Below are 18149 nucleotides of genomic sequence, written 5' to 3'. Positions count from 1 at the left end.
TCTCCTAATGCATGAGTAAACGTGAAAATTTCTCTGGCATATGATCAGACCAGTGAATTTTTGCATGTTGTTGTTTAAAAATACCTTGTTGTTCTAACCATGCAGCAAACTCAGGGGCAGGTTTCAAACCTAATAATTGCCTTAAATACAAAGCATCGTGAAATGAAGTAGTTTGATAATTCAGCATGACATCATCAGAGCCGGGGATACCCATTATGAAATTAAGTCCTGCTGCTCCAAATAAAGTGAGTAATACATCCATATCATTTTGATCTGCATCAGCATGGTTGGTGTAGCAAATATCACAACCCATCGGTAAGCCGAGTAATTTTCCACAAAAATGATCTTCTAAGCCTGCTCGGATAATTTGTTTGCCGTTGTAGAGATATTCAGGACCAATAAAACCAACGACGGTATTTACAAGAAGGGGGTTATATTTTCGTGCAACGGCATAAGCACGTGTTTCGAGTGTTTGTTGATCGACACCATGATGAGCATTACTAGATAAAGCACTGCCTTGTCCTGTTTCAAAGTACATGACATTTTGTCCTAAAGTACCGCGATTTAGTGCTAACGTTGCTTCATAACCTTCTTGTAATAGTTCTAGTGAAATACCAAACCCTTCGTTGGCACGTTGTGTTCCTGCAATTGATTGAAACATCAAATCAATCGGCACATTTTTCTCAGCCAGTTGAATACCTGAGCTGATATGTGTGAGTACGCAGGATTGGGTTGGAATTTGATATTCTTGAATAACATGATCGATGAGTTTTAATAACTCTGCTAGATTATGCAAATTGTCTGTCGCAGGATTAATTCCAATTACTGCATCACCATTACCGTACATTAAACCATCTAGAATACTGGCTGAAATGCCCAGTACATCATCAGTGGGATGGTTGGGTTGTAAGCGGGTAGAGAGGTGTCCTTTGAGTCCAATGGTATTGCGGAACTGGGTGATGACTTCACATTTGCTGGCTACATAAATCAAATCTTGATTGCGCATGATTTTGCTTACAGCAGCCACCATTTCTGGTGTAAGTCCAGAAGAAAGATTGGATAATGTTTCAGTGGTCGCGTGTTCGCCAAGTAACCAATTTCTAAAGTCACCGACTGTGAAATGTGAAATTGGAGCAAAAGCATTCTGATTGTGTTCATCAATGATTAATCGTGTAATCTCGTCTATGTCGTAATCGACCACAGTTTCATTGAGAAATGTTTTAAGTGGTACATCAGCCAAAGCCATTTGTGCAGCAACGCGTTCAGTTGCATCCAGTGCGGCAATACCTGCTAACTCATCGCCCGAGCGTAAAGGTGTTGCTTTTGCCATGAGCGTCTTTAAATCAGCAAAGTGGTATTGCTGATTGGCAACCATAATTCGATAGCTCATTGTGATTCCTTATTCTATTAGGTTTGTTCTTCTGCTGCTTTGATATTGGCAAACTCTTCTTCTGGCGTACCTTTAATTAAATGATAACGGCTGTAGAATAAAAAGTAAGCAATAAAGCAGGCATAGATTGCCGCAGCGATAAACCAAATTTTAGGATTAACAACGAAACCCGCTACTACTGCCCCAATTGCTAGGACTAAGGCGATGCTTGAAGTAAAAATGCCACCAGGTGTTTTGTAGGGGCGCGGCATATGAGGTTTTGATAAACGTAATTTGATATGTGCCAAAAGTATCAGTACATAGGAAATGGTCGCACCAAACACCGCAATTAAAATCAGTGAGTCACCTTCACGGCTAAGTGAAAGAAAAAAGCCAATAATGCCCGGAATAATAATAGCCAAATAAGGTGCTTTATTTTTATTCGTAAGTGATAGCGAGGTTGGCAAATATCCAGCTCGGGAGAGCGCAAAAATTTGACGCGAATAAGCATAGATAATCGAGAAAAAGCTTGCTATTAAGCCCGCCAAGCCAACGAAGTTTACAAAAGTCGCAAGCCATGTCCCTGTTCCATATACTTTCGTTAGTGCATCAACTAACGGTGCGTCTGAGTTTTGTAATGTGCTTGCACCAGCAGCTCCAGCACCTAAGACTAAGATCAAGATTGCGAAGGTTGTTAAGATCAACATCGCACCAATGAGTCCTCGAGGTAATGATTTTGCTGGATCTTTTGCTTCTTCTGCTGCGAGTGGAACCCCCTCAACAGCAAGAAAAAACCAAATTGCAAAAGGCACAGCTGCCCAAATACCCAAATAGCCGTGTGGGAGAAAAGCACTTGCACCTGTCGCCACGCCAGCTGGAATATCAAATAAATTTTGTGCTTTAAAGTGTGGTGCCATTGCAGCAACAAATACCACAAGGGCGATGACTGCTACTGAGGTAATGACAAACATGATTTTTAGCGCTTCACCTGCGCCTTTTAAATGAATGCCCATAAAGATCAAATAACAGCTCAAATACACCATCCAACCATTCAGACCAAACAGTGCCTCACAATAACCACCAATAAAAACAGCAATCGCAGCTGGAGCAATCGAATATTCAATTAAAATAGCTGTGCCTGTCAGATAACCACCGAATGGACCGAAAGCTGCTCGTGCAAAACTATAACCACCACCTGCAGTCGGCATCATGGTCGACATTTCCGACATAGATAGACATAAACACAGATACATGATTGCGACTAGAATTGTCGCAACAAACAGGCCACCCCAGCCACCTTGGGCTATGCCAAAATTCCAGCCAGCGAAATCACCCGAAATAACATAGGCGACACCTAAACCAATGAGGAGAAGCCAACCAACTGTACCTTGTTTGAGTTGACGCTGAGAAAAATACTCAGTCGATGAAATATCTGCACTTGTTGATGTGGTTGATACAGTGTTTGCATGGTCCATACAATCTTACTCCTCAGAGTGAACTTGTATCTAACAGTGCAAAAGTAATGCCTAAATTTAGAAATGCAGATTTTTTAAATATTTTTTATTCCAAATGGTAAAAACAGATGTTTTTGACTTTTTATAGCTGAGTTTATAATCGTTATGAATCGTGGAATTTGCTTAAAAATAGATACAACTAAATAAATTATATTTTATGTTGTTCTAAAATGGTGCGGAACAGCTGGGAAAAAGGAACTTCAAGACACATATGAAGTTCCTTGATGATTGATGGTATCAGTTGATCTTTTGATCCAACCATTGGAAGAGTTGTTGATAAACCTCTGTTCGGACTGTTGGTGCAGACAGTACCAAATCATGCAAACCATTTTGAATAGCGAGTGTTTGTACGTCGCCTTTCATTTTTTTTGCATTATGTGTCATGTCTTTTACATCAAGAATAACATCACTTTGCTGTGCATCTACACCCCATTTTTTTGGGTATTTAGATTGGTGCGAGTGCATAATCAGGATTGGAACGTTGAGGTGGATACCGTGGTGAATTTCTTTTTGTGCTTCATGAATTGCATGAACGAAGCATAATCGGACAAACGGAACAGATTTTGGTTTCCAGTTTAAATTAAAGTCCCATTCACCATAAAATGCTTTGTGTAGGCTAGGTGTATACCACTGATTTAGACCACTTGGGAACTTGGCATTGGGTAAGCGTTTTCCAACTTTACTGAGTAAAGGTATACCAACTTTTTTTTCAATAGTACTTTTATAAAAATCATAAAATGGACTGTTTGCCCAGACTGCTTTGATTAGGCGATGATCAGGGTAATGTGCTGCGTAGAGCGTTGTAATTAATCCGCCTGTCGAGTGACCTGCAAGTAGTACCTGATTGTGATTTTCTTGACCAATGATTTCGAGCGCTTTGCTGATTTCTGCATCATATTCACGCAGATCTAAAACGTAATACAGTTTTTGATGTGGAAGTTTTGAACGTCCGTATTTTCTTAGATCAAGCGCATAGAAGTCATAACCTTGTTGGTTAAACTGTTCAGCCATTTCAGTTTGAAAAAAATAATCGGCGAAACCATGAATATATAACACTGCTTTTTTTGTAGCTTGATTTACTTTCTTGCGTACCAATGTTGCAACTACTTTTCCATCATAATCAACAGCAAAATTTAAAGTCAGTTGTTGGTAATCATCACCGAGTATATCTGGTTGATAAGTATGTAGATTTAAGCTATTCATTTTTATATTCAGCCCGAATTTATTTATAACCACCATAAATGAAAAGACCAATATGTCAATGAAAATATAAGATCCAAAGGGTTCATAGCCATCAGTTGACACTTAGATGACTGAATGTGTTAGTCGATCAAAAATTTTAAAATACCCAAGCCAAGTTTTCTTGTTTGAGTTTTTATTTTTGGAAAAAAATCGTTAAGCTATGTGCTGTTGTTTTTGACTGATGAAATTATGAAACAAGAGACTGCACTGAAACTTTTAAAAGCTGGGGAAAATGTTTTTTTGACAGGTTCAGCAGGTGCAGGAAAAACCTATACGCTTAATCAATATATTCATTATCTAAAAGTGCGAAAAGTTCCCGTTGCAATTACGGCATCTACAGGGATTGCAGCAACTCATATGAATGGAATGACGATTCATACATGGGCGGGGATTGGAATTAAAGATAGTTTGAGTGATGATGATCTCAAGCGAATGAAAGAACGTAAATATTTAAAAGAGCATTTAGAAAATGCCCAAGTTCTGATTATTGATGAAATTTCCATGCTGCATGCCAAGCAGCTTAATCTGGTCAATCAAGTATTGAAATATTTCAAAGAAAGCGATGAGGCTTTTGGTGGAATTCAGGTTATTGTGGCTGGCGATTTCTTTCAGTTGCCGCCTGTAGGGCGTAATGGTGAAGCCAACCGCGATAAGTTTTGTTTTATGTCTGATGCTTGGGTTGAGGCGAAATTTAGAGTTTGTTATCTCACTGAACAGCATCGTCAAGACGATGAAATACTGAATCAGATCTTAAATGCGATTCGCGCTCAAAATATTCAGGCGGATCATATTCAGGCTTTACAACAATCTCGTGATCAAGATATCGGTGATACCTTTACTCGGTTATATACTCATAATATGGATGTAGATAATATCAATTATCAACATTTAAATGAGATCGACACTGAAAGCCATCAATTCAATGCTGTGCTAGATGGCAATGAGAAGCTCATCGAAACCTTAAAATCCTCTGTGCGTGCCCCAGAAGAGCTGAGCTTGAAAAAAAACGCCAAAGTTATGTTTGTTAAAAATAATTTTGATATGGGATATATCAATGGCAGTTTAGGAGAAGTTATTGGTTTTGAGGAAGATGATCAACAGGGATTACTCCCTAAAGTAAAGTTAACTGATGGCACAACGTTGTTAGTGGAACCTGAAACATGGTCTATAGAAAACGAAGCAGGTAAAGCGATCGCAAGCTTTCAACAAATTCCTTTGCGTTTGGCTTGGGCGATTACCATTCATAAGAGTCAGGGAATGACACTTGAAGCGGCTGAAATCAATTTAACGCATACTTTTGAGAAAGGTCAGGGCTATGTGGCACTGTCTCGATTAAAGTCACTAAGTGGACTTAGATTACTTGGGTTTAATCAGCAGGCGTTAGAGCTGGACAGTTTGGCGATAAAAGCAGACCGCCGTTTTCAGGAGTTATCCACGGAAGCAGAAGCAAATTTTGAAAATGTTGATTTAACCACGCAGCATAATGCATTTATTCGTCATTGTGGCGGTACCTTAAATACAACCGAAATTGCACGCAATGAAAAGAAATTATCCAAAAGCGGTACGAAGCAAAATTATGCAACCGCGACCTTAGATGAAACGAGAGCTTTGTTTGAGGGTGGCTATGAGATCGAAGACATTGCACATGAGCGTGGATTAACGCCTGCGACGATTATTAATCATTTGGCACGTTTGCATAAAGAACAAGCTTTAGATATTTCTGTTGCACATCCCGGCGATGAAGTGGTGGAAGAAGTGCGCAAGATTTATAAACGTTTGCATAAACGTAAGAATCCCGAGCATTTTACCGATGATGGTGCGATCAAGTTACGCCCAATTGTAGAGGCAACGAGTCCTAGAATGTCTTATGACCAAGTTCGATTAGCTTTGTTATTTGTTGAGTAAGGGGAATACATTGCCACATATCACGGTGAATTACTCAGCACAACTGATTGATTTAGATCAACAGAAGTTGCTTCAAGAAATTAACACATCATTAATTGCAACAGCGCTATTTGATGCAAATGATATTAAATCTCGTATTTTCAAAGATGAAATGTTTTTGATTGGTCTGGGTAATGTACAAGATGCTTATATTCATCTGAAACTTTATCTGCTCAGTGGACGGTCTGCAGCACAAAAGCAAATTTTAGGACAGAGTTTGCTAAGGACGCTTGAGCATAAAATATATTTGAAATCCGAGTTTGAGTTTCCGATACAACTTTGCATTGAAGTGATTGATATGCCAAAAGAAAACTACTTTAAGGCAATTGCTTAGCTGAGCAAAACAGGTTATAAAAAAATCTGGCTTAGATGCCAGATTTTTTGTTTTTCCTGTCATATTAATTTTTTAATTTAAAGCGGTAGTTACATTTTAAGCAGCGATAGTCCTGAAAAATATTTTTGTCGATTATGACACCTGCTTTTTTTCCAAAAATATTACCCACCACACCGCCAGTGATTCCCACACTGATTGCACCAACAAATGTTCCTACTGTACCACCGACAATGATTCCTAATGGACCCGCTACGGTACCAATCGCTGCACCTACGGATGCTCCCGTCGCTGCACCGCCTACAGTACCTGCTGTTGTGCCAGCAGCAGTCATTAAAACACCGCCAGTGGTTTTCAGTAATTTGTCATGATCACGTGTTTCAATTTCTGTAGAACCACATTTCGGACATTGCAGTGTTTTTTCCATAAAAGTTATCCTATCTTTCATCATTAATTGACATGGCTGTGCTCATTCACTAGGGGATGGCAGCTAACAACACGTTAATTGATTAGTAAATGATACACCTTGTCAGCTTTAATTTTAGCTCAACATTGACACAGATATTTATAGATCATGTAAACACTTGTATTTTAATGACTCTCTTATCAGCAAAATTGTTTGTTTTTTTATGAGATATTCAATCTTGAGACTAATTTATAGAGGAATAGGTTTGGTGGCTATCTTGTGGCTAAAAAGTCCACTATTTATAAGATTGATTTAAATATCACTAGACATAAAAATAGCATTAAATAAATGATATTTAATGCTATAAAGTTTAAATAAGTTAAAGTTGGCTAGGCTCTAATTTATTTTCTTAAAAATGAAATCATTGATTTTGTGACCAGACTCGATACCACGACGCTCGAATTTTGTCACAGGACGCCAGTCTGGGCGAGGGTAGCTATTGCCTTTACCTGCCAAGTTTTCCAAATTTGGGCGATTGTCTAAAACATCAAGCATCCACTCTGCATATGGTTCCCAATCGGTTGCAGCGTGGAATGTTCCACCTAACGCGAGTTTCTGTTCAACCAATTGCATGCGTTCATGGATCACAAAACGACGTTTAAAATGACGCTTTTTTTGCCATGGATCAGGGAAATATAGTTGTACACAGTCGATACTATTATCAGGCATCTCACGAAGTACTTGAATCGCATCAGCATCCAGTACACGTAAGTTTTTTAGCTCGGCCATGCCCGCTTCATAAACACATTGTGCGATACCAGGGACATGTACCTCGATCCCAACAAAGTTACGTTCAGGATTCGCTTTTGCCATCAAAACCAAAGAACGTCCCATACCAAAACCAATTTCGACGGTTAGAGGGCGTTCAGGATGTTCAAAATGCTGACGTAGATCGCCAACAGGATATTCCAAAATTAAATCACGATAATTTTCTAAAGCAGTGCGTTGTGAAGTGTTGAGCGGTGCTGAACGACGCATAAATGTCACAATTTCACGGTGCTCTGGCAAATTGTCGAGTTCGGTAATTTGCGTTTCTAACTGATCGGTTGACATGATTCTGGAGATATAAAGATAGAAAAGGCGTATTTTAAGTGTTCACGGGGTCAAGTCAAATCTTTAAATGATTTTATTTGCTCAATCATTTTTAAAATTACTGAAGACATGCAAGCAATTCTTCATCCAGATGTCACAAAGATTGAATAGGCTAATGGCGATTTGAATATAAAGTAAAATACGATGAAAACATTTAAATTGCGTACAGTCACTGTTTGCCTTGGTCTTCTTGGCGCTTGTTCAGCTTTTTCACAAGCATATGCTCAACTGATGTTTAGCCAATATGTGGATGGTAGTAGTAATAAAAAAGGCTTGGAAATCTACAATCCAGATGCGACAGCTGCAAATTTGGCTGAATATGAAATTCAGCAGTTTAATAATGGTGCATTGACGAAAACTGTGGCTTTCCAGCTACAAGGTACGTTGGCGAGTCAAGCCAAATTTCTAGTTGGTCGTACTGAATTACAAGCAGTACTAGGCTCTCAGGTCAATCAGGTTGCAGCATTATCATTCAATGGGGATGATGCAATTGTACTGGTACATAAGGGCAAAGTTGTTGATCGTTTTGGGCGAGTCGGTGAGCAGCCTGTGAATGGTTGGGGAAATACCGTGTTTAGCAAAGGCAATAGTTTTACCCGCCTGCAAAACACAAATCCCGCGACTGAGATTGATCCAACAACAAGTTTTGATTTAGACAGCGCATGGAAAGCTTGGACAGATCGAAATGATTTTTCCAATCTCACAGGATCTACAACACCGCCGCCTACCGATGAGACGATTAGTTGTTCTAGTTCAAATACTGCAATCGCTGATCTAAATCAGCAAGCAACACAGGGGCAGAATTATACGGTACGTGGTGTGATTACCGCAGATTATCGTTATAACAATGGCTTCTCGGGTTTTTATGTACAAACACCAGATAGCAAAGCGAAGGCGAATATCAGCAACGCCATTTTCGTCTATATACCAGCAAGTAGTACGATTAAAGGTGGGAAAGTCGGTGATGAAGTGGTTTTACGAGGACGCCTAACCGCTTATCAAAATCAATTGCAAATCGATCAAATTCAGCAAGACATTCAAACTTGTAACTTCAATATGTTAGGTCAGATTCAGCCAATCAGTTTGAATTTACCTTTTAGAAGTCTGACAGAATTAACTGAAAACTCTCCACAACGTTATCAGGGCATGTTGGTTAAACTTCCACAAAGCTTAACCATCAGTGAAAACTATAATTATGGTCGTTTTGGCGAATTATCTTTAAGCTTAGGGCGCTTGTATATTCCAACTAACTTACATGCACCATTATCTAACGAAGCAAAAGAGTTAGCACAGAAAAATTTATTATCAAAAATTATTTTAGATGACGGTTACAACAATCAAAACAGAACACCGTGGTTACCTCAGAATTTTAGTGCAGCCAATACATTGAGGGTTGGGCATCAACTACAAAATGTTGAAGGTATCTTAGAATACCGATTCAATGGTTGGCGTATTCAACCAATTCAAGATGGTAATCTTCCGACGATTATTAAACCTACACCAGAACGGCCAACTGTAATTGCCAAAGAAGATAAGTTAATTCGTGCGGCAGCATTCAATGTCCTGAATTACGATAATGGTAAAAATGGTTTTCCAACTGAGCGTGGTGCAACTTCGCAAGCAGAGTTTGATAAACAACATCGTAAGATTGTCAGTGCGATGCGAGCAATTGATGCTGATATTTATGGTCTAATGGAGATTGCCAACAATGGTTTTGGCGAAGACAGTGCGATTGCTTATCTCACTCGTGCTTTAGGTACGGATTGGCGTTATGTGGTACCAGAAAACTTAGATCGTTTGGGTACAGATGCGATTGCGGTCGCAATTATTTATAACAGTAAGCGTGTCAAACCTGTAAATAAACCTGTGGTTTTGGATTTGGGAGATAAAAACAGAACCACAATTGCGCAAACCTTCCAGCCTATTTCAGGAAAGCAAATGTTGACGGTGATACCGAATCACCTTAAATCTAAAAGCTGTTCTGGAGTAAATGCAGCATCACTAGATGCAGATCAGAAAGATGGGCAGGGATGTTGGAATCCAACACGTGTTAAGGCGGTGGAGCAATTAATTCAATGGGCAGCAAAAAATCCAACTCAAGTTGAAACGCCAAATATTTTGTTATTAGGTGATATGAATAGTTATGCCAAAGAAGACCCAATCTTGGCTCTAGAAAAAGCAAATTATAAAGTGCTATTGAATGACAAAACGATTGGACAAGGTGAACAGGCCTATAGCTATGTGTTTGGTGTATCCAGTAATGCTGACGGTTATGGTGGCGCTGGTAATTTAGACCATGCCATTGCGGATTCTAATCTTTACAGTAAGGTCAAAAAAGCTTTTGCTTGGCATATCAATGCGGATGAGCCAACCGTTTTGGATTATAACGAAGAATATAAAACCGATGAGCAAAAGGCCTTATTCTTCGCAGAAGACCCTTATCGCTCTTCCGATCATGACCCTGTGATTGTGGATATTGATTTACAAGATACTGAGAATAAGCCATCTACCCAAAAAAGTTCTTCAGGAAGTTTTGGATGGTTGTCGATATTAGGATTATTGGGGCTTACGGGTTATTCGTTACGTTCTCGAAAAGTGAAAGTTTAATTGGTTCAATACTGAGAAGAGTAGAAAATGATCTGCTCTTCTAAACAATTAAGTTTATTTGAACAGGATGTATACGATCACTATAAAAAGTTGACATAAGACTACTTGCAAAATCGCATAAATTCGCCAATAGTCAGATGAACAGGCATTTTACGTTTATTGACAAATTTGTGAAAACATACTTTGCAAATTTTGGTCAAGCGTTTTAGAACATAAGAGTTAGATAACAAGGATCAAACATGAAGTTGTATTATTCACCTGGTGCTTGCTCATTGGCAGCACATATTATTTTAAATGAAATAAATGTAGATTTTGATTTAGAACGCGTTGATTTAAAAACACATAAAACCGAAAAAGGTGTGGATTATTATGAAATCAACCCGAAAGGTTATGTACCTGCTTTAGAAATTAATCCGGGTTTAATGTTAACTGAAAATGTGGCAATTTTACCGTTTTTGGCTCAGCATGATCCTAAGCAAGATTTAATTCCGCCATCAGGCATGGGACGTGCGAAAGTTCTTGAGTGGTTAGGATATTTAAACTCAGAGTTGCATGATGCATATGCTGTTTTCTTTAGTGGTCAATTAACCAATGATGAGAAAACCAAAGCGTATGCAGAGATTGATCGTCTACTCAAATATATTGATAATTATTTAGCTGAGTCTGAGTATGATTATTTAGTTGATGATAACTTTGGCCCAGCAGATGCATACTTATTTGTATTAACAAATTGGTCAAATCATATTGAGCATGATCTAACACCTTATATCAATATCATTGCGCTACGTAATAAAGTTGCAGAGCGTCAATCCGTTCAGATTGCAATGCGAGATGAAGGTTTATTGGGTTAATTATCCATATAGCATTAAAAAGCCTCTGATCAGTGAATGACAGAGGCTTTTTAGTTTCAATAGATTATTGCTGAGCTTTTTCTTTTACATCAGCAGCAGCAGATTCAACCGTACCCGCAACATTCGCAGCGGCATCACGTGCAGCAGCTTCGGTTTCTGCAGCAGCTTCAGCCGTTGCAGTTGCAGTGTGGTCAGCAGCAGCATCGATTTGATCAGCAGCCGAATCGACAGCAGTTGCAACATCATGACCTGCTTGTTCAGCAGCATGCTCTAAGTGTTCACCAGTTGTTGCACCTGTTTCAGGCGCTTTTTCTTTACTACATCCAACAAGAGCAACAGTCGCAGCAAGACCTAAAGCAACAAGTAATTTATTCATTTTCATATTTCCTTTTCGTTGTGGCATCCAAAAAGTGGATAACAAAAATATAAACACAAAGTTTAGGAATAAGAAAGTTGAAAATTTGTTGATAACTTGTAAAAACACGCACTTACACTGAGAAATGTAAATGCGTGCACATGTTTTTTAAAGCAGTTTAAACGCCAGAACGAATCATATAATCAAAAGCAGAGAGCGATGCTTTCGCGCCTTCACCTGTGGCAATGATGATTTGCTTATAAGGCACTGTAGTACAGTCACCTGCAGCAAAAACACCTTTCACATTGGTTTCATTGCGATCATTCACCATGATCTCACCACGATTACTCAATTCAATAGCGCTGTCTTTTAAGAAATCTGTATTTGGTAATAAACCAATTTGAACAAAGATCCCTGCAAGCTCAACCACATGTTCTTCGTCTGTAGCGCGATCTTTATACTTCAAGCCAGTCACTTGTGAACCATCTCCAAGCACTTCAGTACTCAATGCATTCATGATCACCGTCGTATTAGATAAGCTGTTTAACTTATCTTGTAATACTTGATCAGCTCGAAGTTTGGTGTCGAACTCAACCAAGGTTACATGTTCAACAATCCCAGCAAGATCAATCGCAGCTTCCACACCAGAGTTACCACCACCAATCACAGCAACACGTTTACCTTTGAACAATGGACCATCACAGTGCGGGCAATAAGCGACACCACGGGTACGATATTCAGCTTCACCTGGTACATTCATCTCTCTCCAACGTGCACCAGTTGAAAGAATAATGGTTTTGGATTCTAGTTTGGCACCATTCTCCAGTTCAACCTCAACCAAGCCCGTTGCTGTTTGATCCGCACCAGTCACTTTGCTCACACGTTGAAGGTTCATGATATCGACATCATACTCACGGACATGTGCTTCCATTTCAGCCGCAAACTTTGGACCTTGGGTCTTTTGCACTGAGGTAAAGTTTTCAATGTCCATGGTATCCATGACCTGACCACCAAAGCGCTCAGCGACGATACCTGTTTTAATTCCTTTACGTGCCGCATAGATTGCCGCAGTTGCACCCGCAGGACCACCGCCAATCACCAAGACATCAAATGCATCTTTGGCATTGATCATCGCAGCATCTTTTTCTGCTGAGTTACTGTCTAACTTGGCAATGATTTCTTCCAAAGTCATGCGACCTTGACCGATATGTTGCTCATCTTGGAACACCATTGGCACGGCCAAGATTTTGCGTTGTTCCACTTCATCTTGGAAGAACGCACCATCAATCATGGTGGTCGTGGTATTTGGGTTATAAATAGCAATCAAGTTCAAGGCTTGAACTACATCTGGACAGTTATGGCAGCTCAATGAAATAAACACATCAAAGTTTGCTTTAAGATTTAAGCCTTTGATCTGATTTAAAACCTCATCAGAAACTTTAGGTGCGTAGCCTGAAACTTGTAACAATGCCAAGATCAAAGAGGTAAACTCATGTCCCATTGGTAAACCCGCAAAGAACACACGCGGTTGTTCACCTGCTTTGGCAACACCAAAACTCGGACGGCGAGCGTTTGAACCGTCAAAACGCGCCGTAACTTGATCAGACAGTTCAGCAATTTCAGTCACGAGTTCTTTTACTTTCGCAGCTTTATCTGAATCATCTAAAGCAGCCACCAACTCGATTGGACTTTCTAAACGTTCTAAGTAAGCTTTTAATTGAGTTTTAATATTTTGATCTAACATGCAAATCTCCAAATTCTAAGCAGTTCAAGTCGGCTAAATTAATTTCATGGGGCTATAGTACGCAAAAGTTCAGCATAGAGGAAACAGTATGTTTTTATGAGTTCAATCGGTTTTTTGAATTTTAAGTTAAAATATGGTGTTTTTTAATCATTTAGCAAGTGATCAATTATGAATTGCACTTAAACTTGTTATATAACTGCAATCATTTCATGGCATAACTAGAAGGCAAGTCATATGACATTACAACGTGGTATCTATCAGCATTATAAAGGACAACTTTATCAAGTTTTTCATGTGGCACGACATAGTGAAACGGAAGAAGAGTTGGTGGTTTATCAATGTTTATATGGTGATTATTCAATGTGGGTGCGTCCACTGGGTATGTTCAAAGAGACTGTCCAGCTTGAAGATGGTCAGGTCATACCACGATTTAAGTTACTACAAAGCACTTAATTGTACTAAGCATTAAGTTTTGAGCATCATGGGAGAGTCTAAATATGACCAGCACAGTTTTTTTGCAACGTATTGCTGATTTGTATGATGAATTTAAACAGCATGATGCTCGACAGTCTGATCGTTTAAAGCGTTATCGCAATATTGAAGCAGAATCTGCAAAGTTGCTGGCTATGTTGGTGCGTTCACAACAATCTAAACGAATTTTAGAAATAGGAACATCGACTGGGTATTCAACACTATGGCTGGCTGAAGCAGCCAAGGCTGTAGGTGCTAAAGTTCAGACTTTAGAAATTAATGCGTTTCGCAGTGCTCAGGCAAAAAAATACGCTGAGGAGTTTGGCTTAGAGCACTTTATTGATTTCTGGGTAGGGGATGCATCTGTTTATTTGGCGGAAGCGAATGATCCATTTGATTTCATCTTATTGGATGCTGAGCGCGGCAGTTATGTCAGTTATTGGGAAGATTTAAAACGTTTAATGCAGTCTTGTGGTAGTAGTTTAATCATCGATAACGTCATTTCTCATGCGGCTGAAGTAAAGGAAATGTTAGAGTTAATACGACTGGATGATAACTTTATGAGTACCATTTTACCTGTGGGTGCTGGTCTATGTTTAGTGGTTGCTCGATAATTATTATTTGTTAAGATTCAAACGGTAGCTTTGAGGGCTACATCCCATCACCTTATGAAATGCACGTGTAAAATTAGCTGGATTGGAATACCCTAATTCATAAGCAATATGAGTAATGGTAAAGCTTGAGTTCTCAAGTAAATCTATTGCCCGTTCAACGCTGATTTCTTGTTTCAACCGATGAAATTCAACACCTTGCTGCTGCAAATAACGTTGTAGGGTTTTCGTCGAGATATTCAGCACTTTTGCACATTCTTTTAATGTCGGAATTTGATTTGCTTGACGTAGCATCATACTTACCCATTCTACAATTTCGCCTTGATGGTAGATCTTTTGGATTTGCTCCTGACAACGTTGTTCAACTACTTTCAAACTATGCGCATCCGCTAGAGGTAATGGCAGCGCAAGTTGCTGTTGATCAATCACTACACGAATACCTGAAATCCATGAGTAGTTAAAAGTAAAATGGGCTTTAATTAAATGTACATACTGTTCTTTATATTTTGGTTCGGGTACACTAAGATAGACTTGATAGCGTTGTAACTGTTGCCCTGCCAATTCTAATAAACTGTAGTAAAAAGCGACGGCAATTGCTTCGATATGAAAAGCTAGGCATTGTTTATTCATTTTCAAGATTGGTTCAAATAATAACTCAACTTTTTGCTGATCTTTTAAATATTGAATAGATAACTTAAAGCTTGGCATGATCAACCTAAAATATTGTGCAATAAGTTTTAATGCATGTTCTAGGTGAGGGCTTGTCATGAGGGCATAGCCTACTAAGCTGTGTGAACTCAGTTTAATATTTTTGCCTAATTGGAATGCTAAATCTTTGGTATTGGGGAGGCTTAAGCCGAGTTCTATGAATTGTTCAATCTGTTGGATAGATAGGAGGTCAGATGCGGAAAGTTGATCTCTAATGGCAGTTAGTAAAACATTATCATATTGATTTGTTTGAATTAATATGTCAATTAGCCGTAAATAATAACGAGATGGAATGACAGGGATTTGCTGTTGTTGCATTTTAATTAATCAAAAAGTCTTAAAATGATAATATCAAGTCTTAAAATGATAATAAAGGGTTTCTTTAAAAGAACACAATTTAAGCAAGAAAACCAATATTTGATAGAAGGAGTTTCTAATGAATATGCAGACTCAATTTAATATAGAGCAAGCAACTGTAAAATTTAGAGACAAAAAACGACATTGGTGGTTATTGGGATTGGCAGTTCCTGCAATCGCAATGAGTGGTTTGGCGGGGTATCAATTTGGTCCAAAGAAAACAAAAAAGTTTTTTGCTTCATTTGGTCCATTATTTTTGCATGGCGTGATTCCTAGTTTAGATAAATTAATCGGTGAGGACACTGAAAATCCTCCAGTGGATGCAATTGCAGATCTAGAAGCTGATCCCTATTATGCACGTATTGTGAAGTTATATATTCCTTTGCAATACGCAACAAATGTCTATGGTGCTTATCTTGCAAGCCGAAAAAATACATCTGTGGCTGATCAAATCTTATTGGGTACTTTGGTGGGGATGGTCAATGGTGTTGCGATCAATACCGCACATGAACTCAGTCATAAAAGTGGAAAGTTAGAGCATTATTTATCACATTTAGCATTGGTACCATCAGGGTATAATCATTTCCGTATCGAGCATCCTTATGGACATCATCGTCGTGTTGCGACACCTGAAGATCCTGCTTCTTCACAGTTTGGCGAGAGCTTTTGGAAATTCTTGCCAAGAACAGTTATTGGTAGCTTTAAGTCCGCTATTGAAATAGAAAAGAATCGCTTAGAGCGGAAAAAATTACCATTCTTTAGCAAAGAAAATGAATTAATCCATGGTTGGGCGATGTCTGCAATTTATCATGCAGTCATGTTGAGCAAATTTGGTGTACGTTCTATACCATTTCAAATGACTCAGGCTGCTTATGCTGTCACCTTGTTTGAATCAGTCAATTATATTGAGCACTATGGTTTAAAACGTCAGCAATTAGCTAATGGAAAATATGAGCGTACCTTGCCAGAGCATAGCTGGAACAATAATAATGTGGTGACAAATTTATTTTTGTACCAATTACAGCGTCATTCAGATCATCATGCAAATCCTACACGAAGTTTTCAGACCTTGCGTCATTTTGATGATGCACCCCAACTTCCGGCAGGTTATGGCGCCATGATTTTACCTGCTTTTATTCCGTCATGGTGGTCAAAGATTATGGATGAGCGTGTGATAAAACACTATAAAGGAGACTTAAGTAGAATCAATGTCTATCCACGAGCAAAAGAGAAACTGTTAGAAAAATATGACTTAAAGCATGATGCTGCATAGATAGATAAGAAAAATCAGCCTCAATCAGGCTGATTTTTTTATGGCGAAGCTGAAATACAGAGCCGTTTAAAATGCAGATCAAATTCGAGATACTTGTGGACAAATGCGGTTTTATCTGTAGAACGGAGTAAATTATTATAGATAAATTCAGGAACAGGGTGGTAAAGCTCACCAGAGCCATTGTTATAAAAAATTTTCAAATAACGCGTAGAAACATCATATTTCCAAGAGGTTACAATAACAGTTTTTTTCATCTATTTGCCCCCATACAGTTTTGATCATTTGTTACATATATAAAAACTCTTGATTCCATAATTTGACAGTACTCCAAGTGTAAGCATCTGACAATTGATAAATGAACTTTGCTATGAAGATATAAGTATAAGAATTGTTAATAATTTAATAATGTCATCGTATTAAAAAAGAAACCACCCAAAAGGGTGGTTTCAGACTTATGTGTTTAATCTAATGAATTAGATTTTACCAACTAAGTCGATAGATGGAGCAAGAGTCGCTTCACCTTCTTTCCATTTAGCTGGGCAAACTTCACCTGGGTGAGAGTGAACGTATTGAGCAGCTTTTACTTTGCGAAGCAATTCGTTTGCATCACGACCGATACCACCAGCGTTGATTTCAACGATTTGGATTTTACCTTCTGGATCGATAACGAATGTACCACGATCAGCAAGACCAGCAGACTCGATTAAAACGTCAAAGTTTTTAGAAAGAGTCCAAGTTGGATCGCCGATTAATGGGTATTGGATTTTTTTGATCGCTTCAGAAGTATCGTGCCATGCTTTGTGCGTGAAGTGAGTGTCAGTAGAAACACCGTAAATTTCAACACCTAGTTTTTGGAATTCTGCATAGTTGTCAGCCAAATCTTCTAATTCAGTTGGGCAAACAAAAGTGAAGTCTGCTGGGTAGAAGAATACTACAGACCATTTACCTTTAAGATCTGCTTCTGTAACTTCAACAAATTGACCGTGATGGTATGCAGTTGCTTTAAATGGTTTAACTTCAGTATTAATTAAGCTCATCATTGTCTCCATGATTGAGGTTTATCTTTAAACTAGGAACTTGTTTACGAGGTGTAGAATAAATAATTTTTCATTATTGGGGAAATAGTATTTTTACATGACTAAAATCGGAAAATTGAATAATTCGACTTAAATCCATATTTTTCCCCAAATTTATCCTGATTTGACGCCAAATTC

Annotated in this window: 17 protein-coding genes; 7 read left to right on the top strand and 10 right to left on the bottom strand. The window is 38.6% G+C overall.

The genetic code is table 11. The features are described from left to right. Positions 1–4 precede the first annotated feature (4 nt). The 3 genes from F2A31_RS09485 to F2A31_RS09475 all read right to left on the bottom strand — a co-directional run bounded on the left by F2A31_RS09485 (position 5) and on the right by F2A31_RS09475 (position 4086). A complete protein-coding gene (locus F2A31_RS09485) occupies positions 5–1390 on the bottom strand; it encodes an ethanolamine ammonia-lyase subunit EutB (RefSeq protein WP_005082130.1) in 1386 nt (461 codons plus the stop codon). Between the two features lie 17 nt (positions 1391–1407). Then, a complete protein-coding gene (eat, locus tag F2A31_RS09480; protein ID WP_150026185.1) occupies positions 1408–2844 on the bottom strand; it encodes an ethanolamine permease in 1437 nt (478 codons plus the stop codon). Between the two features lie 276 nt (positions 2845–3120). Further along, positions 3121–4086 carry an alpha/beta hydrolase gene (locus F2A31_RS09475; protein WP_150026184.1) on the bottom strand — a complete coding sequence of 322 codons (966 nt, stop codon included), beginning with the start codon at positions 4084–4086 and terminating at the stop codon, positions 3121–3123. Positions 4087–4314: 228 nt separating this feature from the next. Between F2A31_RS09475 and F2A31_RS09470 the strand changes: the two genes are divergently transcribed. Beyond that, entirely contained in the window at positions 4315–6030 is a 1716-nt protein-coding gene (locus tag F2A31_RS09470) for an AAA family ATPase (RefSeq protein WP_005082137.1), read from the top strand. A 10-nt stretch (positions 6031–6040) separates the two neighbouring features. Then, entirely contained in the window at positions 6041–6403 is a 363-nt protein-coding gene (locus F2A31_RS09465; protein ID WP_150026183.1) for a 5-carboxymethyl-2-hydroxymuconate Delta-isomerase, read from the top strand. A 64-nt stretch (positions 6404–6467) separates the two neighbouring features. On the opposite strand, the gene F2A31_RS09460 is transcribed toward F2A31_RS09465, so the two are convergent. Next, the gene (locus tag F2A31_RS09460) at positions 6468–6827 is read right to left on the bottom strand and encodes a hypothetical protein (RefSeq protein WP_005090952.1); all 360 of its coding nucleotides are present in this window, start codon (positions 6825–6827) and stop codon (positions 6468–6470) included. 375 nt (positions 6828–7202) lie between these two features. After that, entirely contained in the window at positions 7203–7919 is a 717-nt protein-coding gene (gene trmB, locus F2A31_RS09455) for a tRNA (guanosine(46)-N7)-methyltransferase TrmB (RefSeq protein WP_005082143.1), read from the bottom strand. A 183-nt stretch (positions 7920–8102) separates the two neighbouring features. Here trmB and F2A31_RS09450 point away from each other — a divergent pair, with 183 nt between their 5' ends. Both F2A31_RS09450 and F2A31_RS09445 read left to right on the top strand, forming a co-directional pair. Continuing rightward, on the top strand, positions 8103–10565 hold the full coding sequence (locus F2A31_RS09450) for an ExeM/NucH family extracellular endonuclease (RefSeq protein ID WP_150026182.1): 2463 nt from the start codon (positions 8103–8105) through the stop codon (positions 10563–10565). A gap of 239 nt (positions 10566–10804) precedes the next feature. Continuing rightward, positions 10805–11416, top strand: coding sequence for a glutathione binding-like protein (locus tag F2A31_RS09445; protein WP_150026181.1), 612 nt, complete (start codon positions 10805–10807; stop codon positions 11414–11416). 64 nt (positions 11417–11480) lie between these two features. Here the strand turns inward: F2A31_RS09445 and F2A31_RS09440 are convergent, their stop codons facing one another. Both F2A31_RS09440 and ahpF read right to left on the bottom strand, forming a co-directional pair. After that, complete coding sequence (locus tag F2A31_RS09440) at positions 11481–11792, bottom strand: hypothetical protein (protein ID WP_150026180.1); 312 nt, start codon at positions 11790–11792, stop codon at positions 11481–11483. 157 nt (positions 11793–11949) lie between these two features. Continuing rightward, the gene (gene ahpF / locus F2A31_RS09435; RefSeq protein WP_150026179.1) at positions 11950–13515 is read right to left on the bottom strand and encodes an alkyl hydroperoxide reductase subunit F; all 1566 of its coding nucleotides are present in this window, start codon (positions 13513–13515) and stop codon (positions 11950–11952) included. Positions 13516–13749: 234 nt separating this feature from the next. Between ahpF and F2A31_RS09430 the strand changes: the two genes are divergently transcribed. Together F2A31_RS09430 and F2A31_RS09425 are read left to right on the top strand one after the other, a co-directional pair. Next, entirely contained in the window at positions 13750–13968 is a 219-nt protein-coding gene (locus F2A31_RS09430) for a DUF1653 domain-containing protein (RefSeq protein WP_150026178.1), read from the top strand. Positions 13969–14012: 44 nt separating this feature from the next. Continuing rightward, a complete protein-coding gene (locus F2A31_RS09425; protein WP_150026177.1) occupies positions 14013–14600 on the top strand; it encodes an O-methyltransferase in 588 nt (195 codons plus the stop codon). 3 nt (positions 14601–14603) lie between these two features. Here F2A31_RS09425 and F2A31_RS09420 read toward each other — a convergent pair whose 3' ends face one another. Next, a complete protein-coding gene (locus F2A31_RS09420) occupies positions 14604–15623 on the bottom strand; it encodes an AraC family transcriptional regulator (RefSeq protein ID WP_150026176.1) in 1020 nt (339 codons plus the stop codon). A gap of 118 nt (positions 15624–15741) precedes the next feature. Here F2A31_RS09420 and F2A31_RS09415 point away from each other — a divergent pair, with 118 nt between their 5' ends. After that, positions 15742–16935, top strand: a complete 1194-nt coding sequence (locus F2A31_RS09415; protein WP_150026175.1) for an alkane 1-monooxygenase — start codon at positions 15742–15744, stop codon at positions 16933–16935. Between the two features lie 38 nt (positions 16936–16973). On the opposite strand, the gene F2A31_RS09410 is transcribed toward F2A31_RS09415, so the two are convergent. Together F2A31_RS09410 and ahpC are read right to left on the bottom strand one after the other, a co-directional pair. Continuing rightward, entirely contained in the window at positions 16974–17189 is a 216-nt protein-coding gene (locus F2A31_RS09410; protein WP_150026174.1) for a KTSC domain-containing protein, read from the bottom strand. A gap of 219 nt (positions 17190–17408) precedes the next feature. Beyond that, positions 17409–17972, bottom strand: a complete 564-nt coding sequence (ahpC, locus tag F2A31_RS09405; protein WP_005090931.1) for an alkyl hydroperoxide reductase subunit C — start codon at positions 17970–17972, stop codon at positions 17409–17411. Between the last annotated feature and the right edge of the window lie 177 nt (positions 17973–18149).

The sequence above is a fragment of the Acinetobacter suaedae genome (assembly GCF_008630915.1).
In the GTDB taxonomy this organism is placed as follows: domain Bacteria; phylum Pseudomonadota; class Gammaproteobacteria; order Pseudomonadales; family Moraxellaceae; genus Acinetobacter; species Acinetobacter suaedae.
Note: the sequence above shows the minus strand (reverse complement) of the source record. Positions and strands in the feature narration are given on the sequence as shown.

Excerpts from the sequence above, each read along its gene's own strand:
- F2A31_RS09485 (WP_005082130.1), bottom strand. The coding sequence starts at position 1,390 with ATGAGCTATCGAATTATGGTTGCCAATCAGCAATACCACTTTGCTGAT.
- eat (WP_150026185.1), bottom strand. The coding sequence starts at position 2,844 with ATGGACCATGCAAACACTGTATCAACCACATCAACAAGTGCAGATATT.
- F2A31_RS09475 (WP_150026184.1), bottom strand. The coding sequence starts at position 4,086 with ATGAATAGCTTAAATCTACATACTTATCAACCAGATATACTCGGTGAT.
- F2A31_RS09470 (WP_005082137.1), top strand. The coding sequence starts at position 4,315 with ATGAAACAAGAGACTGCACTGAAACTTTTAAAAGCTGGGGAAAATGTT.
- F2A31_RS09460 (WP_005090952.1), bottom strand. The coding sequence starts at position 6,827 with ATGGAAAAAACACTGCAATGTCCGAAATGTGGTTCTACAGAAATTGAA.
- trmB (WP_005082143.1), bottom strand. The coding sequence starts at position 7,919 with ATGTCAACCGATCAGTTAGAAACGCAAATTACCGAACTCGACAATTTG.
- F2A31_RS09450 (WP_150026182.1), top strand. The coding sequence starts at position 8,103 with ATGAAAACATTTAAATTGCGTACAGTCACTGTTTGCCTTGGTCTTCTT.
- F2A31_RS09445 (WP_150026181.1), top strand. The coding sequence starts at position 10,805 with ATGAAGTTGTATTATTCACCTGGTGCTTGCTCATTGGCAGCACATATT.
- F2A31_RS09440 (WP_150026180.1), bottom strand. The coding sequence starts at position 11,792 with ATGAATAAATTACTTGTTGCTTTAGGTCTTGCTGCGACTGTTGCTCTT.
- ahpF (WP_150026179.1), bottom strand. The coding sequence starts at position 13,515 with ATGTTAGATCAAAATATTAAAACTCAATTAAAAGCTTACTTAGAACGT.
- F2A31_RS09430 (WP_150026178.1), top strand. The coding sequence starts at position 13,750 with ATGACATTACAACGTGGTATCTATCAGCATTATAAAGGACAACTTTAT.
- F2A31_RS09425 (WP_150026177.1), top strand. The coding sequence starts at position 14,013 with ATGACCAGCACAGTTTTTTTGCAACGTATTGCTGATTTGTATGATGAA.
- F2A31_RS09420 (WP_150026176.1), bottom strand. The coding sequence starts at position 15,623 with ATGCAACAACAGCAAATCCCTGTCATTCCATCTCGTTATTATTTACGG.
- F2A31_RS09415 (WP_150026175.1), top strand. The coding sequence starts at position 15,742 with ATGAATATGCAGACTCAATTTAATATAGAGCAAGCAACTGTAAAATTT.
- F2A31_RS09410 (WP_150026174.1), bottom strand. The coding sequence starts at position 17,189 with ATGAAAAAAACTGTTATTGTAACCTCTTGGAAATATGATGTTTCTACG.
- ahpC (WP_005090931.1), bottom strand. The coding sequence starts at position 17,972 with ATGAGCTTAATTAATACTGAAGTTAAACCATTTAAAGCAACTGCATAC.